We start from the raw sequence: 18,123 nt of genomic DNA, 5'->3' as shown, positions 1-18,123 counted from the left end.
GCGGCGCCCGCTCACCAGCTGACCGGCAGCGCCTTGCCCTCCTCGTAGCCCGCGGCCGACTGCAGGCCCACTTGCGCCCGCTCGTGGAAGTCGGCCACGCTCCGGGCGCCGGCGTAGGTGAAGGACGAGCGGACCCCCGAGGTGATCATGTCGAGCAGGTCCTCGACCGAGGGTCGCAACGGGTCGAGGTAGATGGTGGAGGAGGAGATGCCCTCGGCGAAGAGGCGCTTGCGGGCGAGCTCGTAGGCGTCGAGGCGGTCGAAGCGCTCCTGCACCGCCTTGGCCGAGGCCATGCCCCAGCTCTCCTTGTAGACCCGGCCGGCCGCGTCGCTGCGCAGCTCCCCTGGCGCCTCGATCGTGCCAGCGAACCAGGAGCCGATCATCACGGAGGCGGCGCCCGCGGCCAGCGCGAGGGCGACGTCGCGCGGGTAGCGCACCCCGCCGTCCGCCCAGACGTGGGCGCCCAGCTCGTGCGCGCGCTCGGCCGTCTCGAGGACGGCCGAGAACTGCGGGCGGCCGACCGCGGTCATCATCCGGGTGGTGCACATCGCGCCGGGGCCGACGCCGACCTTGAGGATGTCCGCTCCCGCGTCGACGAGGTCGTGCACCGCGTCGGCCGTGACGACGTTGCCCGCCGCGATCGGCACTCCGAGATCGAGCGCGGAGACCGTCCGGAGCGCCCGGAGCATTCCCTCCTGGTGGCCGTGCGCGGTGTCGAGGACGAGGACGTCGACGCCCGCGGAGACGAGCGCGCGCGCCTTCGCCTCGACGTCGCCGTTGATGCCGATCGCCGCCGCGACGCGCAGACGCCCGTCCGCGTCGAGCGCCGGGTCGTAGACGGTGGAGCGGAGGGCGCCGGTGCGCGACAGCGTGCCGACCAGGGCGCCGTGGTGCAGCACGGGGGCGAAGTCGAGGTCGGCGGCCACCATGAGGTCGAAGGCGGCCCGCGCGGTGGGCACGTCGTCGGCGTCGATCGAGGGGGTGGCGGAGTGCACCAGGTCGCCCAGGCGCGCGTCCGGCAGCGCGGTCGCCAGGCGCGAGGCCGGGACGCAGCCGAGGATCGCGCCGCCCTCCTCCTGCACCACGAAGCCGTGGCCGGCGACGGCCGGCAGGATGCGCAGCGCCTCCTCCACGGTCGTCGCCGGCGAAGCGGTGAGGGCGCCGGAGAAGGCGACCGGCTGGCGCTTCACCCAGCGGATCGCGGCGTCCAGCGCCTGCAGGGGCATGTCCTGCGGGAGGACGCCGAGCCCGCCCCGGCGCGCGAGCGTCGCTGCGAGGCGCTGACCGGTGACCGAGTTCATGTTGGAGGAGACGACGGGGATCGTCGCCCCGGTGCCGTCGCCCGGGGCGAGCGAGACGTCGAGGCGGCTCGTCACCGACGAGCGGCCGGGGACGAGGAAGACGTCCGAGTAGGTGAGGTCGCCTGAGGGTGTTCCGCCGGAGAAACGCATGGGGGAAACGCTACTCCGGCGCGGCCCCGGGTCGGCCGTGCAGGGAACGGGGCTAGGCTTGGCGACCGGGACGGGACCAGGCGACGGCACCGGTTCCCGCTGGTGCGAGGACGACCTCCTCCGCCGCGGTGGCAGGCGCCGAGGGATGCGACGGGCCCGTCCGGATGATCGAGGACGAATCAACGGAGAGAGTGGGCGATCGGCTGTGTCGAGCCAGTTGACCGGAGCAGGAACAGAGCAGGGCGCGGAGGACTTCGGAGCCAACGAGTGGCTCGTGGAAGAGTTGTACGAGCAGTACAGCGCCGACCGCGCCTCGGTGGACGAGTCCTGGTGGCCCATCCTGGAGCGCTACGGCGCCCAGCTCGCGAACTCCGGCAAGGACGCTCCGGCTCCGGCTCCCGCCGCGGCCCCCGCGCCCGCCGCCTCGAAGCCCGCCGCTGCCGCCGAGCGCGTCTCGTCGAGCGGCGGAGGCGCCGTGACCCATCCCGCCGCGGCCTCCTCCACCGAGTCGACCCCCGCCTCCCGCACCACGTCGAAGCAGCCGAAGGCGCAGCCGATCCCGGCCGACGCTCCGGTGAGCAAGCCCTCCGCCGAGGACTCGACGCCGGATGAGGACGTCGTCACCCCGCTCCGCGGCATGGCGAAGAGCCTCGCGATCAACATGGACGCCAGCCTCAGCATCCCCACCGCGACGAGCGTCCGCACGATCCCGGCGAAGCTGATGATCGACAACCGCATCGTCATCAACAACCACCTGCGCCGCACCCGCGGCGGCAAGGTCTCGTTCACGCACCTGATCGGCTGGGCGCTCATCCGCGCGCTCAAGGACTTCCCGAGCCAGAACGTGTTCTACGACGAGGTCGACGGCAAGCCCGCGGTCGTCGCCCCGGCGCACGTCAACCTCGGCATCGCGATCGACATGCCCAAGCCCGACGGCACGCGCGCCCTGCTCGTGCCGAGCATCAAGCGCGCCGACACGCTGAGCTTCACCGCCTACCTCTCGGCCTACGAGGACCTGGTCAAGCGCGCGCGCGGCAACAAGCTCGTCGCCGGCGACTTCGCGGGCACCACGCTCTCGCTGACGAACCCCGGCGGCATCGGCACGGTCCACTCCGTCCCCCGCCTGATGAAGGGCCAGGGGTGCATCATCGGCGCCGGCGCCCTCGAGTACCCGGCGGAGTTCCAGGGCGCGTCCGAGAAGACGCTGGTCGAGCTGGGCATCGGCAAGACCATCACCCTGACCTCGACCTACGACCACCGCGTCATCCAGGGTGCCGGCTCGGGCGAGTTCCTCAAGATCGTGCACGAGCTCCTGCTCGGCGGCCGCGGGTTCTACGAGGACATCTTCGCCGCGCTGCGCATCCCCTACGACCCGATCCACTGGTCCACGGACATCGCCGTCGACCTCGCCGAGCGCGTCTCCAAGACCGCCCGCGTGCAGGAGCTCATCAACTCGTTCCGCGTCCGCGGGCACCTGATGGCCGACGTCGACCCGCTGGAGTACGTGCAGCGCTCGCACCCCGACCTCGCCATCGAGAGCCACGGCCTCACCTTCTGGGACCTCGACCGCGAGTTCGTCACGGACGGCTTCGGCGGCAAGCGCCAGCTCAAGCTGCGCGACATCCTCGGGATCCTCCGCGACTCGTACTGCCGCACCGTCGGCGTCGAGTACATGCACATCCAGGACCCGGAGCAGCGCGCCTGGATGCAGCAGAAGCTCGAGCGCGGCTACGAGAAGCCGGGCCACGACGAGCAGCTGCGCATCCTGGGCAAGCTCAACGAGGCCGAGGCCTTCGAGACCTTCCTGCAGACCAAGTACGTGGGCCAGAAGCGCTTCTCGCTCGAGGGCGGGGAGTCGCTCATCGCGCTGCTCGACGCCGTCCTGCAGGGCGCGGCCGACGAGCACCTCGACGAGGTGGCGATCGGCATGGCCCACCGCGGCCGCCTGAACGTGCTGACCAACATCGCCGGCAAGACCTACGGTCAGATCTTCCGCGAGTTCGAGGGCACCCAGGACCCGCGCACGGTCCAGGGCTCCGGAGACGTGAAGTACCACCTCGGCACCGAGGGCACCTTCCGCGGTGCTGCGGGCGAGGAGATCCCGGTCTACCTGGCGGCGAACCCCTCGCACCTCGAGGCCGTGAACGGCGTGCTCGAGGGCATCGTTCGCGCCAAGCAGGACCGCAAGCCCATCGGCACCTTCACCACGCTGCCGATCCTCGTCCACGGCGACGCTGCGATGGCGGGCCAGGGCGTGGTGGTCGAGACCCTGCAGATGTCGCAGCTGCGGGCGTACCGCACCGGCGGCACGATCCACATCAACATCAACAACCAGGTCGGGTTCACGACTCCCCCTCACGAGGCCCGCACCTCGATCTACTCGACCGACGGCGCGAAGACGATCCAGGCGCCGATCTTCCACGTGAACGGCGACGACCCCGAGGCTGTCGTCCACGTCGGGCAGCTCGCGTTCGAGTACCGCCAGCGGTTCCACCGCGACGTGGTCATCGACCTGATCTGCTACCGCCGGCGCGGGCACAACGAGGGCGACGACCCCTCGATGACCCAGCCGCTGATGTACAGCCTGATCGAGGCCAAGCGCTCGGTCCGCAAGCTGTACACCGAGGCGCTCGTCGGCCGCGGCGACATCACCGAGGAGGAGTACGACCGCGCCCACCAGGACTTCCAGGACCGCCTGGAGCGCGCGTTCGCCGAGACCCACGCCGCGCAGACCGGCGCGATCCCCGTGATCACCGCCGACGGCGACTCCGTGGCCGACCTCGAGCTGCCCGACGCGCAGCAGGGCGAGGACTACCCGGGCGAGCCCGAGGTGACCGGCGTGAAGACCGAGGTCGTCACCCGCATCGGCGACGCGTTCACGACGCCGCCCGAGGGCTTCACCGTGCACCCCAAGCTCCAGCAGCTGCTGGCGAAGCGCCAGGAGATGAGCCGCTCCGGCTCCATCGACTGGGCCTTCGGCGAGCTGCTCGCGCTCGGCTCGCTGCTGCTCGAGGACACCCCGGTGCGCCTCGTCGGCCAGGACACGCGCCGCGGGACCTTCGTCCAGCGCCACGCGGTCCTCCACGACCGCGAGAACGGCCAGGAGTGGCTGCCGCTGATGAACCTGTCCGAGCAGCAGGCCCGGCTCTGGATCTACGACTCGCTGCTCTCGGAGTACGCGGCGATGGCGTTCGAGTACGGCTACTCGGTGGAGCGGCCCGACTCGCTCGTGCTGTGGGAGGCGCAGTTCGGCGACTTCGCGAACGGCGCCCAGATCGTGATCGACGAGTTCATCTCCTCCGCCGAGCAGAAGTGGGGGCAGCGCTCGTCGCTCGTGCTCCTGCTCCCGCACGGCTACGAGGGCCAGGGCCCCGACCACTCGTCGGCTCGGATCGAGCGCTACCTGCAGATGTGCGCGGAGCGGAACATGACCGTCGCGCGACCGTCGACGCCGGCGTCCTACTTCCACCTGCTGCGCCGCCAGGCCTACTCCCGGCCCCGCCGCCCGCTGATCGTCTTCACCCCGAAGGCGATGCTGCGCCTCCGCGGAGCCTCGAGCCCGGTCGAGGACTTCACCTCGGGCCGCTTCCAGCCGGTGATCGACGACGCGCGGATCCAGGACGCCTCCGCCGTGAAGCGCGTCCTGCTCCACGCCGGCAAGGTCCACTACGACCTCAAGGCGGAGCTCGAGAAGAAGCCCGACGACGGCATCGCGCTGGTGCGGGTCGAGCAGTACTACCCGGCGCCGATCGAGGAGCTGCGCGGCATCGCCGAGCGGTACCCGGACGCGGAGCTCGTCTGGGTGCAGGACGAGCCCGAGAACCAGGGCGCCTGGCCGTTCATGGCCCTCGAGGTCGCTCCGAAGCTGGGCCGGTCCATGCGCGTGGTCTCGCGGCCGTCCGCGGCCTCCCCCGCGGCCGGCTCGGCCAAGCGGCACGCCTCCGAGCAGGCCGACCTGCTGTCGCGGGCGCTCACGCGCTGACCCGCGGTCCGCACGACGCGGTCGGGCCCGTCGGAACCTCGTGTTCCGGCGGGCCCGTCGCGTTGCGGGCGGACCGTGCCTGACCGCAGGCCCGCAGAGACCGGCAGGAGCGCGCGCGACGTGCGGGTGCCGCGGCACCCGGAGGCCGCCGGACACGACGGAGCCCCGGCCCTTCGAGGGCCCGCGGTGCGCGGGAGGTCTCGAACGGCCGGGGCTCCCCGGGTCGTGCGGCGCCTAGAGGCGGGCGGGCGCCTGCGAGTGCGCGGCGTGCTCGTCGCGGAGCATGCCGAGCACCTGGGCGCGGAGGTCCTCCGGCGCCGTCTCCTTGCACGCCCGCTGCACGGCGACCGTCAGCACCACGCCGACCTTCGCCTCATCGGCGCAGTCGACGCATCCCGCCATGTGCTCGCGGATGTCGGCGGCGTCCTCCTTGCACAGCTCGTTGTGGAGGTACTCCTCGAGCTCGGCCTTCGCCTTCGTGCAGCCGCTGTCGGTCATTTCGTGCTCCCGGAAGTGAATGCGGCGCGGAATCCGCGCTCGCGTGCGTAGTCGGTGAGTCGTTCGCGCAGCATGCGCCGGCCGCGGTGCAGCCGGCTCATGACGGTCCCGACGGGGGTCTTCATGATGTCCGCGATCTCCTGGTAGGAGAAGCCTTCGACATCGGCGAAGTAGACGGCGAGCCGGAAGTCCTCCGGGATCGCCTGGAGCGCCTCCTTCACCGCGGTGTCGGGGAGGTGGTCGATCGCCTCCGCCTCGGCCGAGCGGCTGGAGGTGGCCGTGGTCGACTCGGCGCCGCCCAGCTGCCAGTCCTCGAGCTCGTCGATCGCGCTCTGGTAGGGCTCGCGCTGCTTCTTGCGGTACGAGTTGATGAACGTGTTCGTGAGGATGCGGTAGAGCCAGGCCTTCAGGTTGGTGCCCTGCTCGAACTGGCGGAACGCGCCGAACGCCTTCGCGAACGTCTCCTGCACGAGGTCCTGCGCGTCGGAGGGGTTCTTCGTCATCCGCAGACCGGCCGCGTAGAGCTGGTCGATGAAGGGCAGCGCCTGCTGCTCGAAGAGGGAGCGGAGATCGACGGGAGCCTCGACCGGGGCGTCGTCCAGCGACTCCTCGACGGTCTCCACGATCGTCTGCTCCGCGTCGGCGGGCTCGGGAGCCTCGTCGGCGGGGGTGGTGCGGGGTTCGTCGTCGCGAGTCATCACGAGCGATTCTAGAGCGGCGGCGCGGCGGACGACCGGGGTTGCGGCGCGAGGGCGCCTCCGGGCGACGGGCCTGCTGCTCCGGAGGACCGGGGGTGCTGCCGTCATGCTCCGCCTCCGTCACGCTCCTGACGACGCCCTGCGCGCCGACTATCCTGACAACCGATGGTCTTCTCGCGTTATTCCGCCCCCGAGTTCGATCCGTACGGCGACGCCCGTGCGCTCCCCGGCGACGACGCCTGGCCCGCACCCCTCGCGGCCGGCGCTCTCGACGCCGAGGTCGGCCTGCCCGGCTCCAAGTCGCTGACCAACCGGGAGCTGGTGCTCGCTGCTCTGGCCGACGGGCCCTCCACGCTGCGGGCGCCGCTGCACTCCCGCGACAGCGCCCTGATGATCGAGGCGCTGCGCTCGCTCGGCACCACGATCCGGGAGTCCGGCTCGACCGGCGGCTTCGGCGCCGACCTGGTCGTGGAGCCCGCGGAGGAGTTGCTCGGCTCGACGACGATCGACTGCGGGCTCGCGGGCACCGTGATGCGCTTCGTCCCGCCGCTGGCCGGCCTCGCGCTCGGTCCCACCACCTTCGACGGCGACGCGTACGCGGCGAAGCGGCCGATGGGGGCGACGATCGCCTCCCTCCGCGCGCTCGGCGTCGACGTCGCCGACGACGGCCGCGGCGCGCTCCCCTTCACCGTCCACGGGTCCGGGGCCGTCCGGGGCGGCGACGTCGTCGTCGACGCCTCGCGGTCGAGCCAGTTCGTCTCGGCGCTCCTGCTGGCCGGCGCCCGCTTCGAGGAGGGACTGCACCTGCGCCACGAGGGCAGCGCCGTCCCCTCCCGGCCCCACATCGACATGACCGTCGCCGCGCTGGCGGCACGGGGCGTCGAGGTCGGCACGCCCGCCGACGGCGAGTGGACCGTCGCGCCGCAGCCCATCGCCGGCGCCGACGTGCTGATCGAGCCCGACCTCTCGAACGCCGCGCCGTTCCTCGCTGCGGCCCTCGTCACGGGCGGCCGCGTCCGGCTTCGCCACTGGCCGGCCGTCACCACGCAGGTCGGGGCGCACCTCGAGCGGATCCTGCCGCTGTTCGGCGCCCGCGTCGAGCGCGACGGCGAGGACCTCGTGGTCACCGGCGGCGACGAGATCCTGGGCGTGGACCTCGACCTGTCGGAGGGAGGCGAGCTCGCCCCCGCCCTCGCCGCCCTCGCCGCGCTGGCCTCCACTCCCAGCACCCTGACCGGGATCGGCCACATCCGCCACCACGAGACGGACCGCCTCGCCGCCCTCGCCGCCGAGATCACCGGCCTCGGCGGCCGGGTCACGGAGCTCGAGGACGGTCTGCGCATCGAGCCCGCCGAGCTCCACGGCGGCCGCTGGCGCACCTACTCCGACCACCGCATGGCCCACGCCGGCGCTCTGATCGGCCTGGTGGTCCCCGGCGTGGTGATCGAGGACGTAGCCACGACAGCGAAGACCCTCCCGCAGTTCCCGGAGCTGTGGACGACCCTCGCCGGATCGGTCTGACCCGTGTCGTGGTGGACGGACAGCGGCCTCGACGCCGACGGTGCTCTCGACGACTTCGACGGGTACGACGAGTCGGACGCGCGGGTGCGCCCGAACCCGAAGGGCACGAAGCCCCGGACCAAGAACAGGCCCGCCTACGAGAACGCAGAGATCGCGATGGTGCTCGGCGTCGACCGGGGTCGCTACACGGTGATGATCGGCGACGGGACGCCCGAGGAGCACGAGTTCACGGCGGCCCGGGCCCGCGAGCTGCGGCGCCAGGCGATCGTGGCCGGCGACCGCGTCGACGTGGTCGGGGACTCCAGCGGCGACGAGGGGACGCTCGCGCGCATCGTCCGCATCCGCGAGCGGTCGACCCTCCTCCGCCGCAGCGCCGACGACACCGACGCGATCGAGCGCGTGATCGTCGCCAACGCCGACCAGATGCTCTGCGTGGTGGCCGCCGCCGACCCCGAGCCCCGGACCCGGCTGGTCGACCGCTACCTGGTCGCCGCCTTCGACGCCGGGATCACTCCGATGCTCTGCATCACCAAGACCGACCTCGCGGACCCGGCACCGTTCCTCCGCAACTTCGAGGGGCTCGACCTCCGCGTGTTCCTCTCGAGCCAGGACGAGCCGCCGGTCGACGAGATCGCCGACGCCCTCCTCGGCCACGAGACCGTGGTCGTCGGGCACTCCGGAGTCGGCAAGTCCACCCTCGTGAACAAGCTCGTCCCGGACGCGCACCGGGCCATCGGGCGCGTGAACACGGTGACGGGCCGCGGCCGGCACACTTCGTCCTCCACCGTCTCGCTGCGCGTGGAGCGCGGCGACCGGCACGGCTGGGTGATCGACACCCCCGGCGTCCGCTCGTTCGGACTCGGCCACGTGAACACCGACAACATCCTCGGCGCGTTCACGACCCTCGCCGTGATCGCCCGGGACTGCCCGCGCGGCTGCACGCACCTGCCCGACTCCCCCGACTGCGCCATCATCGAGGCGGTCGAGGGCGGACTGCTGGGCGCCAGCGGACCGGAGCGCCTCGACTCGCTCCAGCGCCTCCTGACCACCTTCGCCACGACCGACGGAAGCAGACGATGACCGACCTCTCCCCCCTCCCCGCCGAGGCGCGCCTCGCCGCCGGCGACTCCGCTCCGGAGTTCACGCTGCCGAACCAGGACGGCGAGCCCGTCTCGCTCGCGGACTACCGCGGACGGCGCGTCATCCTGTTCTTCTACCCCGAGGCCGACACCCCCGGCTGCACCACGGAGGCCTGCGACTTCCGCGACAATGCGGCGTCCCTCCGCGACTCCGGCTACGAGGTCCTCGGGATCTCGCGGGACGCCCCGGAGGCACTGCGCCGCTGGGCCGACGCCCAGGGCATCGCGTACCCGCTGCTGAGCGACCCCGACATGACCGTGCACCGCGCGTACGCGGTGTGGGGCGAGAAGAGCCTCTACGGCAAGACCGTCGTCGGCGTGCTGCGCTCGACGTTCGTCGTCGGAGCCGAGGGAGCGCTCGAGTTCGGGCAGTACGGCGTCCGGGCGACCGGGCACGTGCAGGCGCTCCGCAAGAAGCTGAAGCTCGTCTGACCCCGGGGCGCGCTGTGCGGGTCATCGTGCGCCACCGGCTCTCGGGGTTCCGCTCATCTGCGAGCATCTCTCATGTCGACGTGAGCGGCACCGCCCGGTGCCCCGTCGGGACGAGGGGTGGTCAGGGTGCGCTCGAATGCTCGCAGGACGACGGCCGCAGCGGCGATCGCGGTCGTGGCCGCCGTGCTGGCGGGCTGCACGCCACCGGAGCCGGCGCTCACCGCCGCCAGGGTGCTGCAGGCGGTGTCCGTCGCCGTCTCGTCCGACGGGGGTGTCCGTGCGATCGAGGGGACGGCCCTCGGCGTCGGCGACGACCCGTCCGACACCTCGGCGACCACCACCGTCTACGATCCCGCCGAGGTCTCCGCGGACCTGCCGGTCCGTGTCCGGCCCTCGTGGCGCATCGCCGACGCCTCGGGCACCGATCCGGCCGAGCTCGCCGGGCGCTCGGGTCGGATCGAGATCTCGCTCGCGGTGGAGAACCTGACGGTCCGGCCCGAGGAGGTCGCGTTCGACGCGGCCGGTCGTGCAGCCCGCCGCAGCGCACTCGTCGGCGCTCCGCTGACGATCGCAGCCTCCGCGGTCCTGCCGGGCGTCCCGCCGAGTCGCGTCGTCACCGAGAGCGAGTCGGGTGCCGTCACCAACGGCGTGCTCAGCCGCGACGAGCACGGAGACGCCGTCGTGCAGTGGGCCTCTCTCCTCGCTCCCCCGGGCGGTGGCGCGACGGCGACGCTGACCCTCGTCGCCGACGTCGCCGACTTCTCCGTCCCCGCCTTCGACCTGGCGGTCCAGCCCGGCCTGAGCACCGACCCGACCACCGATGGGGCGCTGGGCGCCGCGTTCGACTCCTCCGACGCCTCGCCGCTCGCCCTCGAGCGCCGCACGATCGAGGTCGTCACCGCGGTGGACGACCTGCTGACGCAGGCCGGCACCACCGTCGCCGAGGTGCGGGCCTCGCTCGACGCGACCTCCGAGACTCTCGGTGTCCGCACGGCCGAGGAGCTGCGGGCCGGCGCCGCCTCGACGGCGGCCTCGATGCAGAGCCTCTCCGGGCAGCTCGGCGCGCTCCGGGCGCAGCTGTCGTCGACGGTCTCGGGCACCGAGTCCGGCCTGCTGGCGCAGCTGTCCGAGGCGATCGACGCGGTGGACGCCATGCTGGGCGACACATCGGCCGCGGTGCCGCCGCCGACGGTCTCGGGCAGCGGATGCGGACTCGCCGTCGACGGCGGCCGCACCGGCTCGATCCACTCGGAGCTGCTACGGCTCACGGCCGAGCTCGACGCGTACGGAACCGCGGCCGAGTCCTGCCGCGACGAGGTCGTCGCGGCTCTCCGTGCTGCCGCGGGGCCGGCACAGCCCTCCGCCGAGACCTGCACGGCACCCTCGATGACATGCTCCCTCGCCGCCTCCGCAGCCGCCGTCGACACCGTGCTGCTCGGGATGCTCGATCGCGGGCAGGACCTCGTCGACTCCCTGCAGCCGGAGCTGATGGACGGCGTGCAGGCCGGGTTCGCCGCCCTCGCGAGCAGGGTGGACGCCGCGTCGGCCTCGGTGGACACCCTGGCCGACCCGGAGGGATCCGTCACCCGGGCGCTCGCCGCCCTGTCGGCGACGCTGGACGAGCTCGACGCGGACACCGCGGGCCTGGAGACGACGGTCGCCTCGGTCGGCGCCGCCGCCACGACCGCCCTGGACGAGCTCGGCACGCCGACCAGCACGGGGTCGCTGTCGGCGCAGAACCAGGAGCTGGCCGATCGGCTCTGCGAGCTGTCGCCGGCGACACAGTCCCCTGCTGCCGCACCCACGCCGACCGGGCGCCCGACGCGCGCACCCGTGGAGGAGACCCGGGGCTCCGTCGAGGAGCTCCGCGCCTACCTGACCGCGACGCCCTGCTCCGGCACGGGCCGCCTCGACGCTCCCGACGGCTATCCGGCCCCCCTGGCCGACCGGCTGAGCGACCAGGTCCACGCGTGGACCGCCGTCGCCTCCACCGTCGGCAGCACCGGCGCTAGCGCCGACCTCGCCGCCCTGCGCGCCGCGCTCGCCACGGTCCGCGGAGGCGTGGCCGAGGCCGGCGCGACGGCCGGCTCGGACGACACGCGCCTCACCGGCCTGCTCGCCTCCCTCCGCACCGGCGTCGACGCGCTGACCGCTCAGCGCGACGCACTCGGCACCCGCATCGACGCTCTCGGTGCCCAGCAGGACGCTCTCGCACCGGCGATACAGAATGCGTTCGCCGAGGCGGACACGGCAGCCGCATCCGCGGTCACCGCACTCCTCTACGAGCAGGTGCGGCGGATCTCGACGCGCTCCGGCGCCGACGCCGACGCGGTCGTCGCGATGTTCGACCGGTCGGTCTCGAGCCTGCGCACGGCCTCCTCCGGCATCCGCTCCGACGGTGCAGCGACGGTGGACGCCGGGCACCGGGCTCTCCGCACCGCGGAGGCCCGGATCGGCGGGGCCGTCTCTGAGCGGACGCGCGCCTCCCTGGCCGGCATCGCGACGACGATCGACGCCTCGACCCGCGACACCGACGCGGCCGCCGCGCTCCTCGCAGCCGATCTGCACAAGGTGCTCCTGGACCTCGGCGACCGGACGGTCGGCGGCTCCGGCCTGCTCGGATCGATGACCACGAGTGCCGCGAAGGTCGGCACCGCCGACGTGCAGCTCGCCCTCGCCTCGCAGAGCGCACGGGGCTACGCCGCGGTGCGATCCGAGGACGTCTCGGGCATCCTGCTGGCGCAGGCCCAGGAGAGGGCCTCCCTCCGCGCCGGGGATGAGCTTCCCGCGTTCCACCTCGACCTGCCCGAGGGCACGCGGACCCGGACGGTCTACTCCTTCCGGATCGGGGACGAGCGATGACCCGCCTGGGCAGGCGCGCGGCGCAGCACCCCCGCACCGCCCGACGGAGCCCGATGCTGATCGGCGGCGCCGTCGCCCTCCTCGGCGTCAGCGGTGCCCTCGTCTCCCTCCTGCCCCCGCAGTCCGCCCCGATGACGGAGGTCGCCGCTCTCCCGGTCGGCTTCTCGTGCGCCCGGGTGCCCGAGCGGATGACGCTCGGGGTGGTGGTCTCGCTCAGCTCGGCTCCGGGCGAGGGCGCGGAATGGAAGGACGCGGCGAACGGCGCCGTCGTCGCCGCGCACCGGTCAGCGATGGGCGGCTGCGAGATCGGTCTCGTCGCCGTCGACGACCACGGGACGCCCGAGGGTGCCCGCGCCGCCGTCGAGGAGCTGACGGGGCAGGGCGTGTCCGGCCTCGTCCTCGCGGCCCACGGCACCCACACCGCTGCAGCCGTGGACGCCGCTCGGGCCGCGGGGACAGCGGCCGTCCTCCCCTACGGAGGCGGCCCCGACCTGCCCGGCGACGGCGTCTGGTCCCTCGGACCCGACACCGCCTCGGCCGACGCGGCACTCGTGGAGGAGGCCGGCGGAGGCGCCCGGGTACTCCTCGTCGACACCGGTGGAGGCACCCCGACCGGTCTCTCGCCCGCCGCGACGGTGACCGCCGATCCCGGCGCCACCGCGGACGTGATCGTCAGCGCCGCCCGCCCGCACCTCGAGGGCGAGCTGGCGGTCGAGCGCGTCGTCGTGTCCGGCTCCGCCGCTGCGCAGGCGACGGCGGTCGCCGCTCTGCAGGCGGCGGGGGCGTCCGTCCCGATCCTGCTCACGCCCGACGCGCTGAGCCCCGCCTTCGCTCCCGCCCTGGCCGCGGCCGGAGGCACCCTCTCGGGAGATCTGACGACGATCGGCACGGATTCCGGCGACGCGGTCGCTCTCCGCGGCGACGAGCGCGGGCGCGCGGCCTCCGCGTTCCTGGGGGCTGTGCGGATGACCGCCGACGATGCCGCGCGGACGACCCTCCTCGGCGACCGCGCGTTCCGCGATCTCGCCGCGGTCGCGGACGCCCCCAGCCACGACGCCGTCGTGGCGCTGGTGCGAGCCGCGGCCGTCGCAGGCAGCAGGGAACCCGCGGCGGTCGCCGCCGCACTCCGGGGATCCACGATCGGACCGGCGGACGGGCTCGCCGGTCCGCCGCTCGACTTCGGCGCCGCGCACGCTCTGGACGCCCCGGCACTCCCCCTCCACTCCTCGCCGCAGCGCCTCGGCCTGCGGCCCGCCGACCCGCCGCTGCTCTGGTTCGCCGGACAGCCCCGACCGTGAGCCCCCGGTGCGACTCCTCCTCGACCTCGACGGCACCCGCTCCGACATCGACCTCGGCCGCCACCGCGACTCCGCGACACTCGGCGAGCTGATCGCCACCGCAACCGGGCACCGCCTCCCGCCCGGGACGGCCCTCGCCGTCGACACCGTCCTGCACCCTGTGGAGACCCGGCTGGCCGATCTGCTGCTGCTCGAGGGAACGCGGATCGCCCGCTCCCCCCTGCCCCGACCTGCCGCGGCCCGCGGGTGGACGGCCGTGCTGTCGGGCGGTCTCGGCGCGGGAGCCGTGGTCGAGATCCCGCGGGCCCGCGCGCTGATCGTGGGCCGCTCCCCGCACGCCGACGTCGTCCTCGACACGGCGAGCGCCTCCTGGGAGCACTTCTCGGTGACCCGCGAGGGCGACGGCCTGCGGGTGCACGACGCCGACAGCACCAACGGCACCCTGGTCGACGGCGTCTCCGCGACCGGGGACGGGGTCCTCGTCTCCGACGCCGTGGTCGTGATCGCCGGTGGGGCGGCTCTCCGACTGCGCCCCGCGCCTCCCGAGCTCCTCGCGCCCGAGCCGGGGAGCACGGACAACGTCACCGCGACGGCGACCGTTCCCTTCAACCGGCCGCCGCGACCGGGACGTCCGGCGGCCGGCGAGGCGGTCGTCCCGCCGGCCCGCCTCGAGATCGCCTCCGCCACGACCTTCAGCGTGATCACCGTCGCCGCGCCGCTCGTCCTCGCCTTCGCGATGGTCCTCATCTTGGGCGATGCGCGCTACGCCCTCTTCGCCGCGCTCAGCCCCGTGGCCGGGGTGGGCATGTGGTTCGAGCAGCGGCACCGGCACGCCCGAGCGACCCGGTCCGAGGAGCAGCGCTACGTCGAGGCGCTGCAGACGCTCCGCGACGACATCGCCCGTTCCGCGCGTGTCGAACGGGCCCGCCTCGAGGAGGACGCGCCCGACCCGGCGACGACGATCCGCCGGGCGGCGCTGCCCGCCACGTCGCTGTGGCAGCGGCGCGCGACCTCCGCCGATGTGCTCCGCCTGCACATCGGCGTCGGCGACGTCCCGTGGTCTCCCCCGCTCGATCAGCGCGGAGTGCCGCGGCTCGAGGAGGAGGTGCGCGCGATCCTCGCGGTGAGCGTCGTCCCGAGCGCGCCGGTGTCCATCGATCTCGCGGACTCGGGCGTCGTCGGGATCGTCGGCGACCGCGAGGGCGGCCTCGCTCTGGCGAGGAGCCTGCTCTGCCAGGCGGCGGTCCACTGCGGTCCGGCCGACCTGGCGATAGGGGTGTTCTGCGACCGGCGACGCGACTCCGACTGGAGCTGGGCCTCCTGGCTCCCCCACACGCGTCTGGCCGGGGGCGGACGCCGCCTCTCCGACCGGCGCGACCGCAGCTCCGAGCTCCTCCGCGCCCTCCGCGACGAGGACTCGCCGCGCGTGCTCCTGGTGCTCGACTCCGACGTGCTGACCGAGGGACGCGCCGCTCCGGCGCGCGAACTCCTCGGACTCGGCCGCGGCGAGCGCGAGGCGGCGACCCGGATCTCCGGCCTCGTCCTCGCGGCGTCGGAGGAGCAGCTCCCCGCCTCCTGCACGGTCGTCGTCCGGGTCGGAGCGGACGCCTCGGCGCTCCTCTCCCGGCCCGACGAGCGGATCACCGTCGAGGACGTGGTGCTCGCCGGTCTCGCCTCCTCCACGGCCGAGCGCTGTGCGCGCGACCTGGCGCGCTTCGAGGACCCGGAGCTCGTCACCGCGGGGGCGGCCCTCTCCGCGCTCGTGCGGCTGCCGCCGCTCCTGGGCGCCGATCGTCCGACCGCCGCGGACGTCCGGGGGTGGTGGTCGAGCGCCCGGGGCGTGCGCGCGCCCGTCGGCTCGTCCGAGCACGGTCCGCTCGTGCTCGATCTCGTCGCCGACGGCCCGCACGGCCTGGTCGGCGGCACCACGGGCTCGGGCAAGAGCGAGTTCCTGCGCTCCTTCGTGGCCGGCCTCGCGGCCTGGAACGATCCGACGCGCCTCACCTTCGTGCTCATCGACTTCAAGGGGGGTGCAGCGTTCGCGTCCTGCGAGCGGCTCCCGCACACGATCGGCACCATCAGCAACCTCGACGCCCAGCTCGCCGACCGCGCGCTGCGCTCGCTCCAGGCCGAGATGCGGCGTCGTCAGCGGCTCTTCGCCGCCGCCGGCGAGGGTGTCGACGACCTCGACGCGTACTGGGCCACCTCGCCGCCCGAGCCGATGCCGCGGCTCCTGCTCGTCGTCGACGAGTTCGCCGTTCTCGCGAAGGAGCATCCCGACGTCCTGACGTCCCTCGTGAGCGTCGCCGCGGTCGGCAGGACGCTCGGCGTGCACATGATCCTCGCCACCCAGCGTCCGGCCGGAGTGGTGAACGACGACATCCTCGCCAACACCAACCTCCGCGTCGCCCTCCGGGTGCAGAGCCGGGACGACTCCGCCGACGTGATCGGAGTCGCGAGCGCGGCCGGGATCTCCCGCTCCCAGACCGGCCGGGCGTACGTGAAGCGGGGCCAGAACGACATCTCGCCCGTCCAGACGGCGCTGGTCACCGGTCGCGCGGAGGCGGCGGCCGTCGAGGCGATCGAGGTCCGCCCGGTCGGACCCACGGGCGTCCCCGTCGAGGGCCCCTCCCCGGTCGCCGCCGACGAGACGGCCCCGACCGATCTCGACCTCCTGATCGACGCGGTGGTCGAGGCGGACGTCGCTTCGGGCTTCGGCCCTCCCCGCCCGATCTGGCCGGAGCCGCTCGAGGACACCGTGGCCCTCAGCGGGTTCGGTGCGGAGGAGTCCGACCTCGGTCGCGTCGTCGGCGACGTCCTGCACGTCGCACTCTCGGACGACCCCGACCGGCAGCGCCGGACGCCGACCGGCTGGGATCTGGGCGAGGGGAACCTGCTCCTCATCGGCATCCCCGGCAGCGGCACCAGCACGGCGCTCGCGTCGATCGCGCTGACGGCCGCCCGCCACTTCCCCCCGGACGAGCTCGACCTCTACGTCCTCGCTGCCGGTTCCCGCGACTCCGCCCCGCTTGCGCGACTCCCGCACACCGTCTCCTACATCGGCGCAGGTGGCGGATCCCACGAGAAGCAGACCCGGTTCCTCCGTCACCTGCGCGACGAGGTGCGCCGGCGCCGAGCATCGCCCGGGGGCCACCGTCGTGCGCTGGTGCTCGTCGACGGTCTCGCCACTCTGAAGGACGAGTTCCAGGACTGGGAGGGCCTGGCTCTGATGGAGGCGTTCACCCGCGCCTACGCCGACGGACCGGAGCTCGGCCTGCACTTCGCGGTGACGAGCACCCGGGCGAGGGCGATCCCCTCGGTGATGGAGGAGGTCACGACGCAGAAGTGGCTGTTCCGCCTCGCCGACCCGCAGGACTACGCCGCCGCCGGGGTGAAGCCGGTGCAGGCGCCGGCAGCGGTGCCGGGGCGCTGCGTTCTCACCTCGTCGCTCCTGCAAACGCAGGTCGCGACTCCGAGGGCCGGTCTCGACGACGCGATCGCCGAGCTCGCGGCCGCCTGGCCGGATGCGCGCGGCAGGACGAGCACGGTCGGCACGCTTCCTGACAGGGTCGCCGTGAGCGCGCTCGGGATCGAGGCCCGCTTCGATCGCGAGCCGTGGCTGCTCCCGATCGGCCTCGGCGAGTCGGACCTCGCCCCGCTGGCGTTCCAGGTCTTCGAGGGCGAGCACGTCGTCATCGCCGGACCCGCCCGATCGGGCAAGTCGACCGTGCTGCTCGCCCTGGCCGAGGCGGCGCGGGCCGCCGGCTCGGTCGCCGTCTGGGGAGTGTGCGATCGACGCTCCCCGCTGAGGCGCGCCGACCTCGACCGACTCGCTGTGGGCGCGGAGGAGCTCCGCACCCTCCTCGCGTCGCTGTCGACGGAGGAGGGCCCCGTGCTGCTCCTCCTCGACGACGCCGAGCGCTGGGACGACACCGACCAGGCGCTGATGAGGCTGGTCTCGTCGGGTCGCCCGGGACTCTGCGTCGTGCTGGCCGGCCGGTCGAGCGAGCTCCGCAGCCATTTCGGGAACTGGACGAAGAAGGCGGCGGCCTCCCGCTCCGTGCTGCTGCTCCAGCCCGACATCGACAACGACGGCACTCTCCTCGGCGCGCAGATCCCGCGGCGCTTCCCCGTCCCGCCCACGGTGGGCCGGGGCTTCGTCAGCCTCGACGGCGAGATCCACTTCGTGCAGTCGGTCTCGCCGACGCCGGCGGACGGCGGCTGATCAGCGCCCTCGGGCGG

General features: G+C 73.7%; 10 protein-coding genes. 7 read left to right on the top strand and 3 right to left on the bottom strand.

Annotated elements, in window-relative coordinates; translation table 11 throughout:
• Positions 1-11: 11 nt before the first annotated feature.
• Positions 12-1,451 carry a GuaB1 family IMP dehydrogenase-related protein gene (locus C5B98_RS01005; RefSeq protein ID WP_104327140.1) on the bottom strand — a complete coding sequence of 480 codons (1,440 nt, stop codon included), beginning with the start codon at positions 1,449-1,451 and terminating at the stop codon, positions 12-14.
• A 205-nt stretch (positions 1,452-1,656) separates the two neighbouring features.
• Between C5B98_RS01005 and C5B98_RS01000 the strand changes: the two genes are divergently transcribed.
• On the top strand, positions 1,657-5,433 hold the full coding sequence (locus tag C5B98_RS01000) for a multifunctional oxoglutarate decarboxylase/oxoglutarate dehydrogenase thiamine pyrophosphate-binding subunit/dihydrolipoyllysine-residue succinyltransferase subunit (RefSeq protein WP_181065418.1): 3,777 nt from the start codon (positions 1,657-1,659) through the stop codon (positions 5,431-5,433).
• 234 nt (positions 5,434-5,667) lie between these two features.
• Here C5B98_RS01000 and C5B98_RS00995 read toward each other — a convergent pair whose 3' ends face one another.
• Complete coding sequence (locus tag C5B98_RS00995) at positions 5,668-5,931, bottom strand: zf-HC2 domain-containing protein (RefSeq protein ID WP_104224116.1); 264 nt, start codon at positions 5,929-5,931, stop codon at positions 5,668-5,670.
• Positions 5,928-6,629, bottom strand: coding sequence for a sigma-70 family RNA polymerase sigma factor (locus C5B98_RS00990; protein WP_104224117.1), 702 nt, complete (start codon positions 6,627-6,629; stop codon positions 5,928-5,930). Before C5B98_RS00990 ends, C5B98_RS00995 begins: the two co-directional genes overlap by 4 nt.
• Positions 6,630-6,794: 165 nt before the next feature.
• Between C5B98_RS00990 and aroA the strand changes: the two genes are divergently transcribed.
• The 6 genes from aroA to C5B98_RS00960 all read left to right on the top strand — a co-directional run bounded on the left by aroA (position 6,795) and on the right by C5B98_RS00960 (position 18,106).
• Positions 6,795-8,150: a 3-phosphoshikimate 1-carboxyvinyltransferase gene (aroA, locus tag C5B98_RS00985; RefSeq protein ID WP_104225496.1), complete on the top strand. Its 1,356-nt coding sequence runs from the start codon at positions 6,795-6,797 to the stop codon at positions 8,148-8,150.
• Between the two features lie 3 nt (positions 8,151-8,153).
• Positions 8,154-9,230 carry a ribosome small subunit-dependent GTPase A gene (gene rsgA, locus C5B98_RS00980; RefSeq protein ID WP_104294955.1) on the top strand — a complete coding sequence of 359 codons (1,077 nt, stop codon included), beginning with the start codon at positions 8,154-8,156 and terminating at the stop codon, positions 9,228-9,230.
• On the top strand, positions 9,227-9,721 hold the full coding sequence (gene bcp / locus C5B98_RS00975; RefSeq protein WP_104327138.1) for a thioredoxin-dependent thiol peroxidase: 495 nt from the start codon (positions 9,227-9,229) through the stop codon (positions 9,719-9,721). Before rsgA ends, bcp begins: the two co-directional genes overlap by 4 nt.
• A gap of 126 nt (positions 9,722-9,847) precedes the next feature.
• Complete coding sequence (locus C5B98_RS00970) at positions 9,848-12,583, top strand: hypothetical protein (RefSeq protein WP_104327137.1); 2,736 nt, start codon at positions 9,848-9,850, stop codon at positions 12,581-12,583.
• Complete coding sequence (locus C5B98_RS00965; RefSeq protein WP_104327136.1) at positions 12,580-13,881, top strand: ABC transporter substrate-binding protein; 1,302 nt, start codon at positions 12,580-12,582, stop codon at positions 13,879-13,881. The genes C5B98_RS00970 and C5B98_RS00965 overlap by 4 nt, the downstream gene beginning before the upstream one ends.
• Positions 13,882-13,888: 7 nt before the next feature.
• On the top strand, positions 13,889-18,106 hold the full coding sequence (locus tag C5B98_RS00960; RefSeq protein ID WP_104327135.1) for an FtsK/SpoIIIE domain-containing protein: 4,218 nt from the start codon (positions 13,889-13,891) through the stop codon (positions 18,104-18,106).
• The last annotated feature ends 17 nt before the right edge of the window (positions 18,107-18,123 follow it).

This window comes from Rathayibacter sp. AY1A5, assembly GCF_002930875.1.
In the GTDB taxonomy this organism is placed as follows: Bacteria; Actinomycetota; Actinomycetes; order Actinomycetales; family Microbacteriaceae; genus Rathayibacter.
Note: the sequence above shows the minus strand (reverse complement) of the source record. Positions and strands in the feature narration are given on the sequence as shown.

What these genes read in the sequence shown, in the direction of transcription:
- C5B98_RS01005 (WP_104327140.1), bottom strand. Translation starts at nt 1,451, where the DNA reads ATGCGTTTCTCCGGCGGAACACCCTCAGGCGACCTCACCTACTCGGAC.
- C5B98_RS00995 (WP_104224116.1), bottom strand. Translation starts at nt 5,931, where the DNA reads ATGACCGACAGCGGCTGCACGAAGGCGAAGGCCGAGCTCGAGGAGTAC.
- C5B98_RS00990 (WP_104224117.1), bottom strand. Translation starts at nt 6,629, where the DNA reads ATGACTCGCGACGACGAACCCCGCACCACCCCCGCCGACGAGGCTCCC.
- aroA (WP_104225496.1), top strand. Translation starts at nt 6,795, where the DNA reads ATGGTCTTCTCGCGTTATTCCGCCCCCGAGTTCGATCCGTACGGCGAC.
- bcp (WP_104327138.1), top strand. Translation starts at nt 9,227, where the DNA reads ATGACCGACCTCTCCCCCCTCCCCGCCGAGGCGCGCCTCGCCGCCGGC.
- C5B98_RS00965 (WP_104327136.1), top strand. Translation starts at nt 12,580, where the DNA reads ATGACCCGCCTGGGCAGGCGCGCGGCGCAGCACCCCCGCACCGCCCGA.